Genomic DNA, 18828 nt, shown 5'->3' on the forward strand with positions numbered 1-18828 from the left:
CTCTAATTCTTGATCTCAGGTCTTGCCGGCACTCTTCTTGGCCGGAGTATTTGCCGGATTCTTGGTGGCGGCTGCCTTGGTCGGCGACGTCTTTGCGGTCGACGGCACGGCGGCGCGCGCCTTGCTGGTGGATTCGGATTTGGATTTGGCCGCGGCTTTCTTCGCAGCCGGCTTCTTCGGCTTCGGTGCGGCGTCCTCGCCGTCCGCAGCCTTCTCTGACGCTTTCTTGGCCTTGGCCGGCTTAGCCGCCTTCTTGGCCTTGCCGCCGCCCTTGCCGCCACCCTTGGCGGCGCGCTCGTCGATCAGCGCGATCGCCTGCGGCAGCGTGATGGTGTCCTTCTCGAACTCGGCCGGGATCGTCGCGTTGACGCCGCCCGCGGTGACATAGGCGCCGTAACGGCCGCTCTTCACGGTGACGGTGCCAAGCGTCGGATGATCGCCGAGCGCCTTGCCGGGATCGGCGCCGAAGCGGCGGCTCGGGCCCTTGGCAACCTTCTCCGCGATCAGCGTCACCGCACGATTGAGGCCGATGTCGAACACCTCGTCGCCGGCCTCTAAGCTCGCATAGGTCTTCTCGTGCTTCACGAACGGTCCGAAGCGGCCGAGGCCCGCGGTGATCGGCTGGCCGGTCTCCGGATGCTTGCCGATCTCGCGCGGCAGCGACAGCAGCTTCAGCGCAAGCTCGAGATCGACGTCGCTGGGCGAGGTGCCCTTCGGAATGCCGGCGCGCTTGGGCTTCTCGCCTTCCTCATAATCCTTCTGCTCGCCGAGCTGGATATAGGGGCCGAAGCGGCCGGCCTTGACCCAGACATCACGACCCGTGTCGGGATCCTGGCCGAGCGAACGGTCAGCAGTCGCCTCGCCATCGGCGGCGAGCTGACGGGTGTAGCGGCATTCCGGATAGTTCGAGCAGCCGACGAAGGCGCCGAACTTGCCGGCCTTGAGGTTCAGCCGGCCGGTGCCGCAGTTCGGGCACTGCCTGATATCGCCGCCATCGGCGCGGGGCGGATAGATGTGCTGGCCCAGCATGTCGTCGAGCACGTCGAGCACCTGGGCAACGCGCAGCTCCTTGATGTCGTCGACCGCACCGATGAAGCCGGTCCAAAAGTCCTTCAGAACCTGCTGCCAGGAGATCTCGTTGTTGGAGATGCGGTCGAGCTGCTCTTCGAGGCTCGCCGTAAAGTCGTACTCGACATAGCGGGCAAAGAAGCTTTCGAGGAAGGCGACTACGACGCGGCCCTTGTCCTCGCCGTGCAGACGCTTCTTCTCCAGCTTGACGTAGCCGCGGTCCTTCAGGACCTGGAGGATCGAGGCATAGGTCGAGGGCCGGCCGATGCCGAGCTCTTCCATGCGCTTGACGAGCGATGCTTCCGAGAAGCGCGGCGGCGGCTCGGTGAAATGCTGGGTGACGGACAGGCTCTGTCGCTTCACGGCCTCGCCCTGGCTCATCGCGGGCAGGCGGCGGGAATCCTCGTCCTCCTCGTCGTCGCGGCCTTCCTGGTAGAGCGCGAGGAAGCCGTCGAACTTGACGACCTGGCCGGTGGCGCGCAGCTCCAGCGTACGAGAGCCCGCCTTCGCCGTGATGTCGACGGTGGTCCGCTCGAGCTCGGCGGATTCCATCTGGCTCGCGATGGTGCGCTTCCAGATCAGCTCATACAGCTTGGCCTGATCGGCATCGAGCTTGCGGCTCATGCTGTCGGGGCGGCGCGAGAGGTCGGTCGGGCGGATCGCTTCGTGGGCTTCCTGGGCGTTCTTGGCCTTGGCCTGGTACTGGCGCGGGCTATCCGGCACGTAGGCGTTGCCGTAATCCTCGCCGATCACCTTGCGCGCCTGGGTGATCGCCTCGGGGGCGATCTGCACGCCGTCGGTACGCATATAAGTAATGAGTCCGGTGGTCTCGCCACCGATGTCGATGCCCTCATAAAGACGCTGGGCGATGCGCATCGTATGCGCCGGCGCAAAGCCGTATTTGCGGCTAGCTTCCTGCTGCAGCGTCGAGGTGGTGAAGGGCGCCTGCGGATTGCGACGGGCCGGCTTGGCATCGACCGCGGTGACGGCGTAAGTCGCCAGTTCCAGCGCCTTCTTAAAGTCTTCGGCTTCCGCGCCGGTGCCGATGTCGAGGCGCTGGATCTTCTTGCCGTCGGCGCCGACGAGGCGGGCCTCGAAGGCATCGCCCCGCGGGGTGAGCAGGGTCGCGATCAGCGACCAATATTCGCGGGCTACGAACTTCTCGATCTCGAGCTCGCGGTCGCAGACGAGGCGCAGCGCCACCGACTGCACGCGGCCGGCCGAGCGGGCGCCCGGCAGCTTGCGCCACAGCACGGGGGAGAGGGTGAAGCCGACCAGATAGTCGAGTGCGCGGCGCGCCATGTAGGCGTCGACCAGGGCGCCGTCGATCTCGCGCGGATGCTTCATCGCTTCCGAGACGGCCTGCTTGGTGATGGCGTTGAACACCACGCGCTCGATCTTCTGATCCTTCAGCGCGCGCTTCTCCTTCATCACCTCGAGCACGTGCCAGGAGATGGCTTCGCCCTCGCGATCGGGGTCGGTGGCGAGAATCAGGCGGTCGGCGCCCTTCAGCGACTTCGCGATATCGTTGAGCCGGCCGGCCGCCTTGGGGTCGACCTCCCAGATCATCTTGAAATTGGCGTCGGGATCGACGGAACCGTTCTTCGCCGGGAGATCGCGGACATGGCCGAACGAGGCCAGAACCTCATAGGACGAGCCCAGATATTTGTTGATCGTCTTGGCTTTCGCCGGCGACTCCACAATGACGATATTCATTTAGTTCCAGTGGCTTACGGGAAAATCTTGGGCCGAGAACGAAAGGACTCGGGTCGGCCGTTTCGACCCGAACATGGGTGGTGAGCGGCCCACTGTCAAATCGTGGGGTGTTGAAAGGCGCCGCAATGGGAAAAGTTTCATATCGAAAAAGTTGCAGAATACCACCTTGGAGTTGCGGTTGATGTGGGCGTAATGTCCTGTCGGGGCATGGATTCGGGTGGGGTACTGGTGACCAGGCCAGGAAAAAAACGGGCGCGCGCCGGATCCGGCGCGCCGGGGGGCACGCGTCACGAGGAACCGGGGGAGGGCGGTGCCGACGAGGCCGTGGCCTTCATCGCCGAGCAGACCGGGGCCTTACGCAAGCTGGCCGAGCGCCACAAGCTGGACGTGCTGCATTATCTCTTAGGCATGACCAAGCTCGAGGCCGACGAGCACCTGCGGCTACGGACCAAGCGCAAGCTGTCGTGAGAGTGGCTCCCCGGTGATCGTGAGAGACTTGAGCGCCGCTCTCTCCCCGTCATTGCGAGCGAAGCGAAGCAATCCAGAGTCTTGCCGCGGTGGGATTCTGGATTGCTTCGTCGCAAGGGCTCCTCGCAATGACGTCGTGGGGGCGGTGCGCCACAATCACGCCGACCGACGTCGCGACGACGGTCGTGGCTTCAGCGTGGTCTCCGCCGGCGTGAGCAGGCGGCCATCCTCGGCGCGCATTTCCAGCTTCTTCACCGGACGGCCCTTCTCGCGATCGACCAGCATCGTCGCAATCTCCTCGGGACGGTCGTTGAACTCCTCGCTCCACTGCCGCAGCGCGACCAGGATCGGGAAAGTGCCGCGGCCCTTCGGCGTCAGCACATATTCCTGATAGGCACTGCCGTCGGAGGCGGGGGCGGTTTCCAAAATGCCATGGTCGACCAGCGATCGTAGCCGCGCCGCCAGGATGTTCTTGGCCATGCCGAGCTTGTTCTGAAACTCGCCGAAGCGGCGGACGCCGAACAGCGCCTCGCGGATGATGAGGAGCGACCACCAGTCGCCGAGCGCCTCCAGCGACCGTGCGATCGGGCAGGCATCGCCCTCGAAGCTCGTCCGTTTCACCATCCTCGTCCATCCTGTCGCATTCGCACGGCCCGGGCGCCGATCACGCGCTTGTGTGGTTGCATCATAAAACCAAACGGCCTAGATGGCAATCTAGTTTCATAATGCAACTACTGGAGGCGAGCGTGAGACTGAAGGACAAGACGGCCCTGATCACCGGCGGCAATAGCGGCATCGGCCTGGCAACGGCAAAACTGTTCGTGGCCGAGGGTGCCAAGGTGGTGATCACCGGGCGCAACAAGGAGACGCTGGCGGCGGCCGCGAAGGAGCTCGGGCCGAACGCGCTCGCGCTGCCAGCCGACGCGACGGACATCGCGGCGACGGAAGCGGCGATCAAGCAGGGCGCCGAGAAGTTCGGCAAGTTCGACATCGTGTTCGCCAATGCCGGCATCGCCGGCGGCACGCCGCTGGGATCGGCGACACCAGAGGTGTTCGAGAAGGTGATCAGCACGAACCTCACCGGCGTGTTCTTCACCGTTCAATCCGCGCTGCCCCATCTCAACGACAACGCCTCGATCATCCTCAACGGCTCGGTAATCTCGGTGCTCGGCATTCCCGGCTACTCGGCCTATGGCGCGGCGAAGGCCGGCGTGCGGGCGATGGCGCGGATCATGGCTTCAGAACTGTCGCCGCGCGGCATCCGCGTCAACGTGGTCGCGCCGGGTGCGATCCGCACCCCGATCTGGGGGCCTGCGACCGCGACACCGGAAGCCGAGAAGGTGTTCGAGAAGCGGATCGGGCTGATGACGCCGCTCGGCCGCCTCGGTGAAACCGATCACGTGGCGAAGACGGTGCTGTTCCTCGCCTCCGACGATTCCGCGCATGTGCAGGGCCAGGAAATCTTCGTCGACGGCGGCGCGGTGGCCTCGCCGAGCGGCGCGCCGATCTATCGCGGCTGATCAAATCAAGCGAACCTGCTCGGGCGCAACATTCGCGTTGCGCCCGAAGTGTTAGCCACGGCTAGGCTGCGCTCAGGCTTGTTGCCGATTGGAGCGCACCAGCGATCGCCTTCTCGCGGTGCTCCGGCCCGAGTTGGATACCGTCGGCCGGGATGAATTCGACGCTGGTGATACCCATGAAGCCGAACACCCAGCGCAGGTAGGTTTCGAGATGCTCGCCGGCTGCGTAAGGCGTCTCTGCGCCGTAGTGGCCGCCGCGCGAGATGGCCACGATCACCCGCTTGCCGCCGGCGAGCCCCTCCGGCCCGGCCGCGCCGTACTTGAAAGTCTTCCCCGCCACCAGGATGCGGTCGATCCAGGCCTTGAGCTGGCTCGGAATGGTGAAATTGTACATGGGCGCGCCGATCACGACGATGTCGGCGGCCAGGAACTCCTCCAGCGCCGCCGCGCTTGCGGCAAGGTCGGGCCCGAGTTCCGCCGGCGCGGGGGCGCCTTGCGCGGCGGCGAGGTGCGAGCCGGAGAGATGGGCTAGCGGCGTCTCGGTCAGGTCGCGGTAGACGACTTGAAGCGAGGGCGCCGCCTGCCGGAGCCGGTCGACGATGGCGGCGGAAACCTGCCGGCTGACGGAGTGGGGGCCGAGCACGCTGGAGTCGACATGGAGGAGTTTCATGTGGGGTCACCCTGGTATAAGTTTGTAACCAGCGCTACATGTGTGACTATCGAAATCCCCGCAAGAACGCACTTTTTTGAGCCATGGGCACATCATTGAAACCTGCGCACACCGAATTGCCCGCACCGCCGCGGCCAAATCCGAGACTGGATACCAGGCCCATGCCGGATCCCAACCATGCGGACTGCCGTGGGGTCGCCTCCGTGCTGTCCCGCGTCGGCGACAAATGGAGCGTGTTCGTCATCATGATGCTGAGCGACGGGCCAAAGCGCTTCAACGAGCTCAAGCGCATGATCAACGGCATCTCGCAGCGGATGTTGACCCTGACGCTGCGCGGCCTCGAGCGCGACGGCCTCGTCACGCGCACGATCTTTCCGACCATCCCGCCGCGGGTGGACTATGAGCTGACCGATCTCGGCCGCGGCCTGTCGCGCCCCGTCGAGGCGCTCGGCAAATGGGCGAAGGACCATCTGGATCAGATCGAGGCCGCGCGCACGAAGTTCGACCAGCGCAACGACGGCTAGCGTTGCGCCTCGATAGTTCATCCTGTCATTCCGGGGCCTGAGCGAAGCGAGGGAGCCCGGAATCCATTTGGCCACAGATCAAGTGGATGAATGGATTCCGGGCTCGCGACTTCGTCGCGCCCCGGAATGACACCTGGGGAGGCTAAACCAGCGACACCATCCCGCCGCCGTGACGTTCGAGCTTGCCGGCGAGCTCGAGCTCCAGCAGCACGGTGCGCACGATCGCAGGCGAGGCGCCGGACATCCGGACGAGGTCGTCGATTGTAACAGGGGCCGGGCCGAGCAGGGCGGTGATCTGGTCGCGATCATGGCTTTGCGGGTCGCTCTCGAACTGCTCGCTGTCGGGCTCGCTCGCGGGATGCATCAGCGGCCGCTCCATGATCGGCTGAACCGCGTTGACGATGTCGGCAGCTTCCGTGACGAGCGTTGCGCCCTGCTTGATCAGGTCGTTGGTGCCGGCGGCGCGCGGATCGAGCGGCGAGCCCGGGACGGCGAACACTTCGCGGCCCTGTTCGGCCGCCATGCGTGCCGTGATCAGCGAGCCCGAGCGGTGCGCCGCCTCGACCACGACGACGCCGAGCGAAGCGCCCGAGATCAATCGGTCGCGCCGGGGAAAGTCGCGGGCGCGCGGCTCATGGCCGAGCGGCATTTCGGAGATCGCAGCGCCGGCGTGGTCGAGGATCGCGGCGAGCAGGTCGCCATGCTCGGGCGGATAGATGCAGTCGTGGCCGCCGGCGAGCACCGCGATCGTGCCGCTCTCGACGCTGGTGCGATGCGCGGCCTGGTCAACGCCGCGGGCGAGCCCGGAGATGACCACGAAGCCGGCTTCGCCGAGCTCGCGCGCGAGCTGGCCGGCAAATTTGAGGCCGGCGCCGGAGGCATTGCGCGAGCCGACGATCGCGATCATCGGCCGCACCAAGGCTTTGGTGTCGCCGCGCACCGCGAGCAGCGGCGGCGCATCGTCGATCATCGCCAGCCGCTCCGGATAGCCGTCCTCGCCGGGCGCGCGCCAGGCGATGCCGAACTTGCGGCTCGCGGCGAGCTCGGCCTTTGCTTCATCCGCGCTGCAGATGCGCGCCGATCGCGCCGCGCCGCCGCGGCGGGCGAGATCGGGCAGCCGCTCCAGCGCGGCGCGCGGGCTGCCGAAATGATCGACCAGCGAGCGGAAGGTGCGCGGCCCGACATTGTCGGAACGGATCAGCCGCAGGCGGTCGATCCGCTCGGCCTCGGTCAGCTCCACGCTTGAATTGATGGCGTCCACGGCGTCTCCTTGCAGTGACAGCATGGAACAACCAGAGGGCGTTGCGCAACAGGGACGTGCGCTTGCACGACCTCGCTGCGATGCTAAAAGCGATGCCAATAAGAAGGATGTTGTCATGATCTCACTCGCCGACCTCCAGCGCAGCATTGAAGCGGGGGAGCTTTCGCCCGACGCCGCCATCGCTCAGTCGCATGCGGCGATCGAAGCCAAGGAGAAGGACGTTCAGGCTTTCGTCCGGCACGACAAATCCGCGAGAGCGCAAGCCTCGGGCCCGCTGCGCGGCATTGCCGTCGGCATCAAGGACATCATCGACACCGCTGACATGCCGACCGAGATGGGCTCGGAGATCTATCGCGGCTGGCAGCCGCGCGCCGATGCGCCGGTCGTGATGATGCTGAAGCGAGCCGGGGCCACCATCATCGGCAAGACCACCACGACCGCGTTCGCCTCGAGCGATCCGACGCCGACGCTCAATCCGCACAATACGGCGCATTCGCCCGGCGGCTCGTCCGCGGGTTCGGCGGCGGCCGTCGGCGCCGGCATGATCCCGCTGGCGCTGGGCACCCAGACCGGAGGCTCGGTGATCCGGCCGGCGGCCTATTGCGGCGCTGCCGCGATAAAACCATCGTTCCGGATGCTGCCGACCATCGGCGTGAAGTGCTATTCGTGGGCCCTCGACACGGTCGGCCTGTTCGGTAGCCGCGCGGAAGATCTCGCGCGCGGATTGCTGGCGATTACCGGCCGCACTGAATTCGACGGCATCGGTCCAGCCAAGGCGCCGCGCATCGGCGTGGTCAGGCAGGAATTTGCCGCAGCCGTAGAGCCGGCGGCAGAGGAGGGTTTGCTGGCTGCGATCAAGGCGGCCGAGAAGGCCGGCGCCCGCGTGCAGATCATCGATCTGCCCGAGGCGGTCAAGGAAGCCTGGCGCATCCATCCCATCATCCAGAACTTCGAGGCGCATCGCGCGCTGGCCTGGGAGTTTTCCGAGCGTCACGACGAGATCGCGCCGCTGCTGCGCGCCAGCCTCGATGAGACGGTCGGACTGACATCGAAGGAATACGACGATGCGCGCCGCATCGCCCGCCGCGGCCGCCGCGAGCTCGGCGAGCTGTTCGAAGGGTTCGACGTGTTGCTGACCTATTCGGCGCCGGGCATAGCGCCAGCCAAGGAGCTCGCCTCGACCGGCTCGCCCCGTTACAACCGGCTGTGGACGCTGATGGGCAATCCTTGCGTCAATGTGCCGGTGCTGAAGGTTGGCGGCCTGCCTGTTGGCGTGCAGGTGATCGCGCGCTTCGGCAATGATCCTGTCGCGCTGACCTCTGCCTGGTTCCTGGAGGACGCGCTGGCGAAATCACGCTAGCGCAGGTTCGGAGGGAGCACGGGCCTGAGCGGGCGCTGAGCCGGCTCTTGCACGTTGTCCAAGCCAACGCTCCGCGGCCTCGCGACCGCTCCGGTGCAGCAGGCGAATGAAGCCGCGGCCGAGATCGGTGGATGAGCGCTGCGCCAGGCCGTCAACGGAGTCTTCCGCCGCGATCCTGGTGAGCCGCAGCGGAGAGGCCATGTGCGACTGCGCCCATTCGATCGCGGAGATCTCGGCATTGAGCGCGGCGTTCGCCGCGATCTGGTCGAGCCGGCGGTCGATCGCGGCGAGCGTGATCGGCACATAGCTGTCGCGCGTCGGCGTGACCTGGACCAGCAGCAGATCCGTTGCCGCGGTGTCCTGCACCAGGCGCAGCAGCGGCGGATTGCCGCCGAAGCCGCCGTCCCAATAGGCCTCGCCATCGATCTCGACCGCACAATGGACCAGCGGAGGGCAGGTCGAGGCCAGCGCGACGTCGGCGGTGATGGCCTCGTTGCCGAAAATCTGCTGCTGCCCGTCGCGGATCCGCGTCGCCGCGATCAGCAGTTTTGGGCACCGCGCATGGCGCAGGACGGAAAAATTGATGTCGCGGGAGACCGCCTGCCGCAGCGGATCGAGATCGAACGGATCGAACTGCCCGGAGCGCAGGGTCGGGCCGAACGCGACCGAGCTTCCCGCCGGCGAAAAGCCGCCGATCAGCATCAGTGAGCGGAACGAGGCCTCGTGCATCAGCCGGACCCAGAACCGGTTCAGCCGGGAGCGTGCGCCTTCACGGCCGCCTTCGGCCAGGCCGCAAGCGAGGAGCAGCGCATTGATGGCGCCGGCGCTGGCGCCGCTGACGGTGTCGATCTCGATGGAGGTCTCTTCGAGCAGGCGCTCCAGCACGCCCCAGGTGAAGGCCGCAAAGGTGCCGCCGCCCTGCAGCGCCAGCGAAAGCTTTCGCGGCGGCCATTGCTCGGAACGCGCCCGCGCGGGCGCGACCGGTGCAGCCTTGGCGACGGCGACATCGAGCGGAGCGTCAGGCTTGACTGCAGGCTCCGGCTGCGGCGCTGGCCGTGCAGCGGGCGCGGGCAGCGGCGCGTCGGACCAGATATTGGTCGCCGAGAGCAGCCGGCTTGCTGCAGTGCCGGAAGCACCGAGCGAGCCGATCCCGTCATTCACCCCGACAATCTTCTCGCTCATTCTGAGCAACCGCCTAACGCCGTTTCCCGTATCAGGATGACAGGCATGGAACCAGTTCGCTACAGCCTGCCGTGACTCGCAGGAGAATTGCGAACAGGATTTGGCATATAATGCGGAAGGGGTGCGGCGGTATCCGTACTTTTTCCGACCTCAAATTCTTGTTTGAGGCGTTGTCGCGACGCGAACCGGAATCCAATTCGCTCGAAAACGCTCTAAAGCGCGATGCGATTAGGAATCGTCATCACGCTTTAGATTATTGTTTGAGCATGATCTTTTCGGAAAACCGCTACGCACTTTTCCGGATCATGCTCTAGGCCTTCTCGCCGATCCGGCTTTCCTTGCCCGCTTGCAGGCGCTTGATGTTCTCGCGATGCGCGTAGAACAACAGCAGGGTCAGCACGGCGGCGAGCGCCGACAATGCGAGATGACCGAACCACCAGAGGAACATCGGTGTGATGAACGCCGCCACCAGCGCCGAGAGCGAGGAATAGCGGGTGGTGAAGGCGGTCGCCAGCCAGAGCAGGCAGAACACGACGGCGCCCGGCCAGAACAGCCCCAGCAGGATGCCGATATACACCGCGACGCCCTTGCCGCCTTTGAACTTCAGCCAGACCGGGAAGAGGTGGCCGAGGAAAGCGCCGAGCCCGGCTACCATTGCGGCGTAGGGGCCTGCGATGTAGCCGGCGATCACCACCGCCACGGTGCCCTTGAGCGCGTCGAACAGCAGGGTTCCCGCGGCGAGGCTCTTGCGTCCGGTGCGCAGCACATTGGTGGCGCCGATGCTGCCGGAGCCGATCGAGCGGATATCCTGGGTGCCCGCGAGCCTGGTCAGGATCAGCCCGAACGGAATCGAGCCGAGGAGATAGCCGATGACGAAAGCCACCGGCAGAAACGGTTCAAGTGCCATGGCGGCATCTCCAAAGGCCCATTCTCCACGTCGAACGAAGCCGCACGTCAGACATGCTCATATACCGTTCGTCCGCCGACAATGGTGCGCACCACCCGGCCTGTAAAGCGGGCCTCGTCGAACGGGGTGTTCTTGCAGGGCGACTTGAGGTCGGCGGGATCGACCACCCAGGGCACGTCGGGGTCGATCACGATGACATCCGCGGGGCTGCCGGCGCGCAGGGTTCCGCCCGACAGGCCGAGCAGCTCGGCCGGGCGGGTCGACATCGCGCGGATCAGCGTCTTCAGCTCGATCTCGCCGTTGTGGACCAGCCGCAGGCCGGCCGGCAGCATGGTCTCGAGCCCGACGGCGCCGGGCGCGGCTTCCGCGAACGGCAGGCGCTTGCCCTCGACGTCCTGCGGATTGTGGTCGGACATGATGACATCGAGCAGACCGGAGCCGATCGCCGCCACCAGGGCGCGGCGGTCGTCCTCGGTGCGCAGCGGCGGCGACAGCTTCAGGAACGAACGGTAAGGACCGATGTCGTTCTCGTTCAGCGCCAGATGATTGATCGAGACCGAGGCGCTGACGGCGAGCCCGGCATCGCGCGCGCGCTGAAGGATGTCGAGGGAATCGATGCAGGTCAGCGACGCCGCGTGGTAGCGGCCGCCGGTGAGGGCGACGAGGCGCAGATCGCGCTCCAGCATCACGGCTTCGGCGGCATTCGGGATGCCCATCAGGCCGAGCCGCGAGGCGAACTCGCCCTCGTTCATCACGCCTTCGCCGACAAGATCGGGGTCCTCGGTGTAATGCACGATCAGCGCGTCGAAATCGCGCGCATAGGTCAGCGCGCGGCGCATCACCTGCGCATTGGTCACGCTTCTGGCGCCATCGCTGAAGGCGACGGCGCCAGCGGCTTTGAGCAGGCCGAACTCGGTCATCTCCTGGCCGTGCATGCCCTTGGTGAGGGCGGCCATCGGCTGGATGTTGACGATCGCGGTGTCGCGGGCGCGGCGCATCACGAAGTCGACCGTTGCCGAATTGTCGATCACCGGCGAGGTGTCAGGCTGGCAGATGATGGTGGTGATGCCGCCGGTCGCGGCCGCCTGGCTCGCGGTGGCAAAGGTCTCGCGGTGGCTGAAGCCGGGTTCGCCGACGAAGGCGCGCATGTCGATCAGGCCGGGTGCGACGATCTTGCCGGAGCAATTGACGATGTCGGTGCCCTCGGGGACGCCGGCAGCGCCGATGCCGCGGCGGGTCTCGCGAATGCTGCCGTCGGCGATCAGGACGTCGCCTACCCCGTCGAAATCCCTGGAGGGATCGACGACGCGGGCATTGGCCAGCAGGATGGGGCGGCGATCGGTCAGCATCGGCATCACGCGTTCGGCAGGTTACGGGCGAGCGCTTCCAGCACCGCCATGCGCACGGCGACGCCCATCTCCACCTGCTCGCGGATCAGGGATTGCGCACCGTCGGCGACGGCCGTGTCGATTTCGACGCCGCGGTTCATGGGGCCGGGATGCATCACGAGCGCGTCCGGCTTGGCGTAAGCGAGCTTCTTCTGGTCGAGCCCGAAATAGTGGAAGTATTCGCTCGACGAGGGCACGAAGGAGCCGTTCATGCGCTCGCGCTGCAGCCGCAGCATCATGACGATGTCGGCGCCGTTGAGACCCTCGCGCATGTCGCGCGCGACCTCGACGCCCATGCGCTCGATGCCCGGCGGCAGCAGCGTGGAGGGCCCGACGACGCGGACGCGGGCGCCCATGGTGTTAAGCAGGATGATGTTGGAGCGGGCGACGCGCGAATGCATCACGTCGCCGCAGATCGCGACCACGAGCCCCTCGATCCGACCCTTGTTGCGGCGGATGGTGAGCGCGTCGAGCAGCGCCTGGGTCGGATGCTCGTGCGCGCCGTCGCCGGCATTGATCACGGAACCGTCGACCTTACGGGCCAGCAGTTCCACGGCGCCGGAGGCGTGATGGCGCATCACCAGGATGTCCGGGTGCATCGCATTGAGCGTCATCGCGGTGTCGATCAGTGTCTCGCCCTTCTTGATGGACGAGGAGGCGACCGACATGTTCATGACGTCGGCGCCCAGCCGCTTTCCCGCAAGCTCGAACGAGGATTGGGTCCGGGTGGAGGCCTCGAAGAACAGGTTCACCTGCGTCCGTCCGCGCAAGACGGTGCGCTTCTTGTCAACCTGGCGGTTGAGCTCGACATATTCTTCGGACAGGTCGAGGAGGCCGCTGATGTCGGCCGCGGAAAGGCCCTCGATGCCCAGCAAATGCCGGTGGCCGAGGACGAAGGTCGATTTCGATGTCATTAAAAGCAGAGCTATAGGGGCGGACGGCGGGGGGAGCAAGCTTCAAATCCCGCCGCCGGACTTATCCACGGCGCTTTGCGGCGGAGGCGGCGCCGCCAGCCGGTGTTCGGGGCAGCCGCTTTGCGCTAGACTCGCAACATTGGTTGCGTCACGGGCTGGATCATGACGGGCACGCGGTATTTTAATCGACTGGCGCGCAATGTTGCTGCGCTCGCGACCGCGTGCATGGCTGGCCTTGCGACACCGGCTTGGGCCGAAAAACGCGTCGCACTCGTGATCGGCAACGATCTCTATCCGAACCTGCCGGCCGACCGGCAATTGAAGAAGGCCGCCAATGACGCAACGACCGTCGCCGACGCGCTGAGGTCGCTCGGGTTCGACATCGTGCTCGGGACCAATCTTGGCCGCCAGGGCATGATCGACCGGCTTGCGGATTTCACGTCGCGGCTCGTGCCGGGCGATACCGCCGCCGTGTTCTATGCCGGACACGACGTTGCGATCGCAGGCGTGAACTACCTCGTGCCGAGCGACGTTCCCACCGTGAACGAGGGCGCCGAGGCGCGGGTGCGCGGGGCCTCGATCGCCGAGACCGACGTGATCGCGGAGCTTCAGGCCAAGGCAGTGCGGGTCGCCTTCGTCGTCATCGATGCCTGCCGTGACAATCCGTTTCCACGCGCCGCGGGACGTTCGATCGGGAACACGCGGGGGCTTGCTGACGCCCGGCCCGCGCGCGGGATCTTCACGCTCTATTCCGCAGGCATCGGCCAGACCGCGCTCGACCAGCTCGGCAGCAACGATACGGCGCACAATTCGGTGTTCACGCGGACATTCGTCGAGCAGCTCAAGCGGCCCGAGCTGCATCTCGGCGACCTCGCGGTCGAGGTGCGCGAGCGCGTGGCGGCGCTGGCGCTGACGGCGACGGATGCCGGAGGACAAGCAGCACCGCACGAGCAGACGCCCGCTTATTACGACCAGACGCTCGGCGGGCGCATCTTTCTCTGGAATGCGGAATCGTCGAACGGGGCGCCGAAAGTGGCGGGCATGCTGGCGAAGCCGCCGGCAAGGCCTGCTGTCGCGGAGCGCGCCACCATGCGTCCGCCGCGTCCCTCCGCGGCAGGCGAAAGCTGCGCCCGCAGCGGCTTCGAGACCTATTGCGTCAGCTCGATGCTGAAGCCGCAATTCGGCAATTCGTACGGCGCAGCGAATTTGTTCGACGCCTCGACGGGGACGGCCTGGGTGGAGGGCGCATCCGGCAACGGCATCGGCGAATGGATCACCATCGAGTTCGAAACCGTGCGGCGGGTCAAGTCGATCCACGTGCACAACGGCTACCAGAAAAGCCCCGACATCTTCGCCAAGAACAACAGGGTTCGCCAGATCCGCGTGCTGTTCTCGGGCGGCGAGTCGCAGACCTTCATTCTCGACGACAAGCTGTCGGCGCAATTGCTGACATTGCGGCCGCCGGTGTCGGCCCATTGGATGCAGTTCATCATCGACGATGTCTGGGCCGGCAACAAATATACGGACACGGCGATCACGAAGCTTCTGGTCAACTCGGATCCGATGCAATGACCGCAAGGACCGGAACCGCGGCGCGCGTCGCGCTTGTCGTGCTGCTCGCACTATCGTTTCTCGTTCCCGTGCGGGCGCAGAGCTTGCCCGGTGACTTCGTCTATCTGCGCGATATCGATCCCAGCATCATCCAGGATGTCCGTTACGCCACGTCGAACAATTTCGTCGGCCGTCCGCTCGCCGGCTACCAAGCAGGCGAATGCGTGGTGAAGCGCGAGGTGGGGCTGCGGCTGAAAGCGGTGCAGCAGGAGCTGGCGGCGCAAAATCTCTCGCTCAAGATGTTCGACTGCTACCGGCCGGCGCGGGCCTCGCTCGACATGGTCAAGTGGTCGCAGAACGGCCGCGAGACGGCGTCGGAGCGGCGCTACAATCCGAAGATCCCCAAGACCGAGCTGTTCCGCCTCGGCTACATTGCGAGCCGCTCGCAGCATTCGACCGGTGCGGCACTCGATCTCACGCTGGTCGATCTCAGGGCGGACAATTCTGCCAAATATGATCCAGCCAAGACCTATGCGGATTGCACGGCGCCGGTCGAGGCGCGGGCGCCCGAGGGCAGCGTCGACATGGGCACAGGCTACGACTGTACCGACCCGAAGGGGCACACTGCGGCACCATCGATCACTCCGGAGCAGCGCGCCTGGCGCAAGCGGCTGGTGGCTGTGATGGCCAGGCAAGGCTTTGTGAACTATTCGAAGGAGTGGTGGCATTTTTCGCTGCCGGGGGCAGGCGGGGCGGCCTATGATTTCCCGATCCAGCCGCGACGGAACTGATTCCGCGCCGAGGACGCAAAATGACCCAGCCCACATTTGCGACCCACGAGGTCTTCAACCAGTCGCCGCCGTTCGAGGACGTCGATCTTTTCGCCGTGGACCGACCGCTGGTCGGGGCGGTCAGGGCCAATGGCGGCGCGGCGGCGGAGCGTGAGCTCTCCGAGTTCGGTCGGCATTGGGGCTCGGCGGCGATGGCCGATCGCGGGCGCCTCGCGAACGAGAACACGCCGAAGCTGCGCAGCTTTGATGCCAAGGGCAATCGCCGCGACCAGGTCGAGTTTCATCCCGCCTATCACGAGCTGATGGCGCACAGTGCGCATGCCGGCGTGCACAATTCGACGTGGATGGCGGACGGAAAACCTGCGGGCGATGCCACTGAGGTCATTCGTGCCGCAAAGTTCTACATGGCTGCGCAAGTCGAGACCGGCCACCTTTGCCCGATCACGATGACGCGCGCCTCCGTCGGTGCGCTGGCGATGCAGCCTGAGTTGCTCGCGCGCGTGATGCCGGTGTTGTCGACCAAGAGCTACGATCCGAGCTTTGCGCCGTGGTGGCAGAAACGCGGCATGACGCTCGGCATGGGCATGACCGAGAAGCAGGGCGGCACCGACGTGCGCGCTAACATGACGCGTGCGGTGCGCGACGGGGACGGCTATCGCATCACCGGCCACAAATGGTTCATGTCGGCGCCGATGTGCGATGCGTTCCTGGTGCTGGCGCAGGCCGAAGGCGGGCTGACCTGCTTCTTCATGCCGCGCTTCGCGCCGGACGGATCGGTCAACGCCATTCAGTTCCAGCGGCTGAAGGACAAGCTCGGCAACCGCTCCAATGCCTCATCCGAGGTCGAATTCACGGGCGCCTATGCCGAAAGGGTCGGCGAGGAGGGCAAGGGCATCCGTACCATCATCCAGATGGTGCAGCTGACGCGCCAGGATTGCGCGATCGCCTCCGTCGGCCTGATGCGCTCGGGGCTTGCGCATGCGCTGCACCACGCCCGGCATCGCAGCGTGTTCCAGAAGCATCTGGCCGATCAGCCCCTGATGCAGGCCGTGCTGTCGGACATGGCGCTGCATGTGGAGGCGAGCACGGCGCTGGTGATGCGGCTCTGCCGCGCCTTCGACCGCACGCCGCACGATGCGGCGGAGGCGGCCTATATGCGGCTGCTCACGCCCGCGATCAAATACTGGACCTGCAAGAGCGCGCCGCCGTTCCTGTTTGAGGCGATGGAGTGCCTCGGCGGCAACGGTTATGTCGAGGACGGCATTCTGGCGCGCCACTATCGGGAGTCGCCGGTCAACGCGATCTGGGAGGGCTCGGGCAACGTGATGTGCCTCGACGTGCTCCGCGCGCTCTCGCGCGAGGGCGAGGCGGCGACGGCGGTGCTGCAAGCGCTGGCGGCCGAGACCAAGGGGCTGCCGGGGGCGGGCGAGGCGGCCAGCTTCATCGGCAAGACGTTTCGGCGCGCCGACGGCGAGCGCGTCGCGCGGCTTGCGGTCGAGAAGCTGGCATTGCTGGCCGCGACGGCCGCGCTCAATGGCGTGTCGCCGCGCCAGGCCGAATTGTTTGCCGCGACCCGCCTCGCGACGAACCATGCCGGTATGTACGGCGCGGTCGAGCTCGACAGCGCCGCCGTGCGCGCGCTGCTGGAGCGGGCGCTGCCGTGAATCTCCAAAACGAAAGCCAGCTGATGGACTCCCTCAATCCCGATCATCCGACGCTGACCGCGACGCCGGCGGCGCCGCGTGTCTGGAAGTTCTGGGGCACGGCGGTGTGGGGCCTCTTCATCTTCGTTGCGATGTTCGTCGGGCAGATCGGCGCCGTCCTTCTGCTGGCGGCGCAGCGTGGTCTACCCATGGACCTCGCTTCGCTGCAGGTCGTCGGCCGCGAGCCCCAGACGCTTGCGCTCTCGGTCATCATGGGCTTGCCGGCGACACTGGCCGCGGTCTGGCTCGCCATTCGCATCAAGAAAGCTTCGTTCATCGATTATCTCGCGCTGCATTGGCCGTCCTGGAAGCAGCTGCTGTTCGGCGCCGTCGGCCTCATCCTGATCGTGCTGCTCTGGGAGACGATGTCGCGCGCCCTCGGCCGCGAGGCGACGCCGGGCTTCATGACCGATCTGTTGAAAACGGGCCGCGACAAGGGCGCCGCGCTGCTGCTGCTGGCCGCATTCGCGGTGGCGGCGCCGATGTCGGAAGAGGTTCTGGCGCGAGGCTTCCTCTATCGTGGCTGGTCGGCGAGCTTCCTGCGCGCACCCGGCGCGATCCTGATGTCGTCGCTGGTGTGGACAATCGTCCATCTGCAGTACGACATGTACTTCCTCGCCGAAGTCTTTGCCATCGGCCTGTGGTTCGGCTACATGCGCTACCGCTCCGGCTCGCTGTGGCTCACCATCGTGCTGCACGCGCTGAACAATCTCACCGCGGTGGTGCTGACGATGTGGCTGGGGAGCTAGGCCGCAACTTCGTCATTGCGAGCGCAGCGAAGCAATCCAGAATCTCTCCGCCGCGGCAGTCTGGATTGCTTCGTCGCAAGAGCTCCTCGCAATGACGAGGTCAGAGAGGTGCGCTCGAATTGACGAGTGCTAGGCCGCCAGCCCGATCGCGATCGGCATTGTAATGGCTGCAAAGATCGTCTGCAGCGTGATGATCTGCGCCAGCAGCGGGGCGTCGCCGCCCATCTGGCGGGCGAGGACATAGGCGCTGGACGATGTCGGCACAGCCGAACAGATCGCCACGATCGCCAGGCTGTTGCCGGAAAGCCCGAACCAGAGACCGAGCCCCATCGCGAGCGCGGGCATCAGCAAGAGCTTGAACACGACGCCGACAGCTGCGCCGAGGCTTGGACGGAAGAGCCCTTCGAGATGCAATCCCGCGCCTGTGACGAGCAGGCCGATGGCGAGGGAGGAACTGCCGAGCGCGTCTGCAACCTCATGCCAGAGCCTTGGCAACGGCACGTGGGTGACATTGACAGTAAGGCCGATGACGCAGGCCCAGATCAAGGGATTGCGCACCAACGTCATGAAGATGGCGCGGCCGGATTGCTTTTCCGGCGATGCGTAACGAGCGAGCACCGACACGCTGAACACGTTGACGAGCGGGATGATCGCCACCATCGCAACGGAGGCGAGCGCCAGCCCGACATCGCCGAACAGATTGGCGGCGATCGACAGCGCAACGAAGGTCTGCCAGCGCGTCGCCCCCTGGAAGATCGAGGTGAAGGCGGGGCCGTCGATGCCGAGCCGCGACAGGGCGGGGCGCAGCGCGAGGCACAACAGCGACATCGCCAGTGCTGACAGCAGCAGCGCGCCGCCGACGCCGGCGACCGGCACCTTGGAGAGGTCGGCTTTTACCAGGGTCTGGATCAGCAGCATCGGAAACAACACGAAATAGGTCAGCTGCTCCAACCCGTGCCATTGCGTGTCGAGTCGCATCAGGCTGCGCTTCAGCACGATGCCGAGCACGATCAGGATGAAGACCGGCAGCAGCGCCGCGATGACGACGGCCATGGA

17 protein-coding genes are annotated in these 18828 nt (G+C 66.0%); 8 read left to right on the forward strand and 9 right to left on the reverse strand.

Annotated features, from left to right (window positions below):
* Positions 1–15 precede the first annotated feature (15 nt).
* Positions 16–2784 carry a type I DNA topoisomerase gene (gene topA / locus I6F20_RS03315; protein ID WP_225125082.1) on the reverse strand — a complete coding sequence of 923 codons (2769 nt, stop codon included), beginning with the start codon at positions 2782–2784 and terminating at the stop codon, positions 16–18.
* A 228-nt stretch (positions 2785–3012) separates the two neighbouring features.
* On the opposite strand from topA, the gene I6F20_RS03320 reads away from it, so the two are divergent.
* Positions 3013–3252, forward strand: coding sequence for a hypothetical protein (locus I6F20_RS03320; RefSeq protein ID WP_036039304.1), 240 nt, complete (start codon positions 3013–3015; stop codon positions 3250–3252).
* A 156-nt stretch (positions 3253–3408) separates the two neighbouring features.
* Here the strand turns inward: I6F20_RS03320 and I6F20_RS03325 are convergent, their stop codons facing one another.
* The gene (locus I6F20_RS03325) at positions 3409–3876 is read right to left on the reverse strand and encodes a winged helix-turn-helix transcriptional regulator (RefSeq protein ID WP_225125083.1); all 468 of its coding nucleotides are present in this window, start codon (positions 3874–3876) and stop codon (positions 3409–3411) included.
* Between the two features lie 122 nt (positions 3877–3998).
* Between I6F20_RS03325 and I6F20_RS03330 the strand changes: the two genes are divergently transcribed.
* Positions 3999–4772: an SDR family oxidoreductase gene (locus I6F20_RS03330; RefSeq protein WP_225125084.1), complete on the forward strand. Its 774-nt coding sequence runs from the start codon at positions 3999–4001 to the stop codon at positions 4770–4772.
* Positions 4773–4833: 61 nt separating this feature from the next.
* Here I6F20_RS03330 and I6F20_RS03335 read toward each other — a convergent pair whose 3' ends face one another.
* A complete protein-coding gene (locus I6F20_RS03335) occupies positions 4834–5442 on the reverse strand; it encodes an FMN-dependent NADH-azoreductase (RefSeq protein ID WP_225125085.1) in 609 nt (202 codons plus the stop codon).
* 83 nt (positions 5443–5525) lie between these two features.
* On the opposite strand from I6F20_RS03335, the gene I6F20_RS03340 reads away from it, so the two are divergent.
* Entirely contained in the window at positions 5526–5966 is a 441-nt protein-coding gene (locus I6F20_RS03340; RefSeq protein ID WP_225125087.1) for a winged helix-turn-helix transcriptional regulator, read from the forward strand.
* A 142-nt stretch (positions 5967–6108) separates the two neighbouring features.
* Here I6F20_RS03340 and dprA read toward each other — a convergent pair whose 3' ends face one another.
* Positions 6109–7251 carry a DNA-processing protein DprA gene (gene dprA / locus I6F20_RS03345; RefSeq protein WP_225125089.1) on the reverse strand — a complete coding sequence of 381 codons (1143 nt, stop codon included), beginning with the start codon at positions 7249–7251 and terminating at the stop codon, positions 6109–6111.
* A gap of 91 nt (positions 7252–7342) precedes the next feature.
* Here dprA and I6F20_RS03350 point away from each other — a divergent pair, with 91 nt between their 5' ends.
* Positions 7343–8587 (forward strand): amidase, encoded by a 1245-nt coding sequence (locus I6F20_RS03350; RefSeq protein WP_225125091.1) that lies wholly within the window; start codon positions 7343–7345, stop codon positions 8585–8587.
* On the opposite strand, the gene I6F20_RS03355 is transcribed toward I6F20_RS03350, so the two are convergent.
* The 4 genes from I6F20_RS03355 to I6F20_RS03370 all read right to left on the reverse strand — a co-directional run bounded on the left by I6F20_RS03355 (position 8579) and on the right by I6F20_RS03370 (position 12978).
* Complete coding sequence (locus I6F20_RS03355; RefSeq protein ID WP_225125092.1) at positions 8579–9769, reverse strand: patatin-like phospholipase family protein; 1191 nt, start codon at positions 9767–9769, stop codon at positions 8579–8581. The two genes, I6F20_RS03350 and I6F20_RS03355, sit on opposite strands and share 9 nt — an antisense overlap.
* A 310-nt stretch (positions 9770–10079) precedes the next feature.
* Positions 10080–10676, reverse strand: a complete 597-nt coding sequence (gene plsY, locus I6F20_RS03360; RefSeq protein WP_036015094.1) for a glycerol-3-phosphate 1-O-acyltransferase PlsY — start codon at positions 10674–10676, stop codon at positions 10080–10082.
* Positions 10677–10723: 47 nt separating this feature from the next.
* Positions 10724–12025 carry a dihydroorotase gene (locus I6F20_RS03365; protein WP_036015131.1) on the reverse strand — a complete coding sequence of 434 codons (1302 nt, stop codon included), beginning with the start codon at positions 12023–12025 and terminating at the stop codon, positions 10724–10726.
* A 5-nt stretch (positions 12026–12030) separates the two neighbouring features.
* On the reverse strand, positions 12031–12978 hold the full coding sequence (locus tag I6F20_RS03370; protein ID WP_036015092.1) for an aspartate carbamoyltransferase catalytic subunit: 948 nt from the start codon (positions 12976–12978) through the stop codon (positions 12031–12033).
* A 225-nt stretch (positions 12979–13203) separates the two neighbouring features.
* Between I6F20_RS03370 and I6F20_RS03375 the strand changes: the two genes are divergently transcribed.
* Genes I6F20_RS03375 through I6F20_RS03390 form a run of 4 tightly spaced genes read left to right on the forward strand, consistent with a single transcriptional unit; the run spans position 13204 to position 17772 of the window.
* Positions 13204–14550, forward strand: a complete 1347-nt coding sequence (locus I6F20_RS03375; protein ID WP_225125093.1) for an NADase-type glycan-binding domain-containing protein — start codon at positions 13204–13206, stop codon at positions 14548–14550.
* Positions 14547–15320 (forward strand): M15 family metallopeptidase, encoded by a 774-nt coding sequence (locus I6F20_RS03380; RefSeq protein WP_225125094.1) that lies wholly within the window; start codon positions 14547–14549, stop codon positions 15318–15320. The genes I6F20_RS03375 and I6F20_RS03380 overlap by 4 nt, the downstream gene beginning before the upstream one ends.
* Before the next feature lie 20 nt (positions 15321–15340).
* Entirely contained in the window at positions 15341–16984 is a 1644-nt protein-coding gene (locus I6F20_RS03385; RefSeq protein ID WP_225125095.1) for an acyl-CoA dehydrogenase family protein, read from the forward strand.
* A gap of 23 nt (positions 16985–17007) precedes the next feature.
* On the forward strand, positions 17008–17772 hold the full coding sequence (locus I6F20_RS03390; protein WP_109143514.1) for a CPBP family intramembrane glutamic endopeptidase: 765 nt from the start codon (positions 17008–17010) through the stop codon (positions 17770–17772).
* 129 nt (positions 17773–17901) lie between these two features.
* On the opposite strand, the gene I6F20_RS03395 is transcribed toward I6F20_RS03390, so the two are convergent.
* Positions 17902–18825 carry an AEC family transporter gene (locus I6F20_RS03395; protein WP_225125096.1) on the reverse strand — a complete coding sequence of 308 codons (924 nt, stop codon included), beginning with the start codon at positions 18823–18825 and terminating at the stop codon, positions 17902–17904.
* Positions 18826–18828 lie beyond the last annotated feature (3 nt).

It is taken from the genome of Bradyrhizobium sp. IC3123 (genome assembly GCF_020193625.1).
Taxonomy (GTDB): domain Bacteria; phylum Pseudomonadota; class Alphaproteobacteria; order Rhizobiales; family Xanthobacteraceae; genus Bradyrhizobium; species Bradyrhizobium yuanmingense.

Coding starts and splice junctions, on each gene's coding strand:
- I6F20_RS03370 (WP_036015092.1), bottom strand. CDS start 12,978: ATGACATCGAAATCGACCTTCGTCCTCGGCCACCGGCATTTGCTGGGC.
- I6F20_RS03395 (WP_225125096.1), bottom strand. CDS start 18,825: ATGGCCGTCGTCATCGCGGCGCTGCTGCCGGTCTTCATCCTGATCGTG.
- I6F20_RS03355 (WP_225125092.1), bottom strand. CDS start 9,769: ATGAGCGAGAAGATTGTCGGGGTGAATGACGGGATCGGCTCGCTCGGT.
- I6F20_RS03385 (WP_225125095.1), top strand. CDS start 15,341: ATGACCCAGCCCACATTTGCGACCCACGAGGTCTTCAACCAGTCGCCG.
- dprA (WP_225125089.1), bottom strand. CDS start 7,251: ATGCTGTCACTGCAAGGAGACGCCGTGGACGCCATCAATTCAAGCGTG.
- I6F20_RS03390 (WP_109143514.1), top strand. CDS start 17,008: ATGGACTCCCTCAATCCCGATCATCCGACGCTGACCGCGACGCCGGCG.
- plsY (WP_036015094.1), bottom strand. CDS start 10,676: ATGGCACTTGAACCGTTTCTGCCGGTGGCTTTCGTCATCGGCTATCTC.
- topA (WP_225125082.1), bottom strand. CDS start 2,784: ATGAATATCGTCATTGTGGAGTCGCCGGCGAAAGCCAAGACGATCAAC.
- I6F20_RS03340 (WP_225125087.1), top strand. CDS start 5,526: ATGGGCACATCATTGAAACCTGCGCACACCGAATTGCCCGCACCGCCG.
- I6F20_RS03375 (WP_225125093.1), top strand. CDS start 13,204: ATGGCTGGCCTTGCGACACCGGCTTGGGCCGAAAAACGCGTCGCACTC.
- I6F20_RS03365 (WP_036015131.1), bottom strand. CDS start 12,025: ATGCTGACCGATCGCCGCCCCATCCTGCTGGCCAATGCCCGCGTCGTC.
- I6F20_RS03335 (WP_225125085.1), bottom strand. CDS start 5,442: ATGAAACTCCTCCATGTCGACTCCAGCGTGCTCGGCCCCCACTCCGTC.
- I6F20_RS03350 (WP_225125091.1), top strand. CDS start 7,343: ATGATCTCACTCGCCGACCTCCAGCGCAGCATTGAAGCGGGGGAGCTT.
- I6F20_RS03380 (WP_225125094.1), top strand. CDS start 14,547: ATGACCGCAAGGACCGGAACCGCGGCGCGCGTCGCGCTTGTCGTGCTG.
- I6F20_RS03325 (WP_225125083.1), bottom strand. CDS start 3,876: ATGGTGAAACGGACGAGCTTCGAGGGCGATGCCTGCCCGATCGCACGG.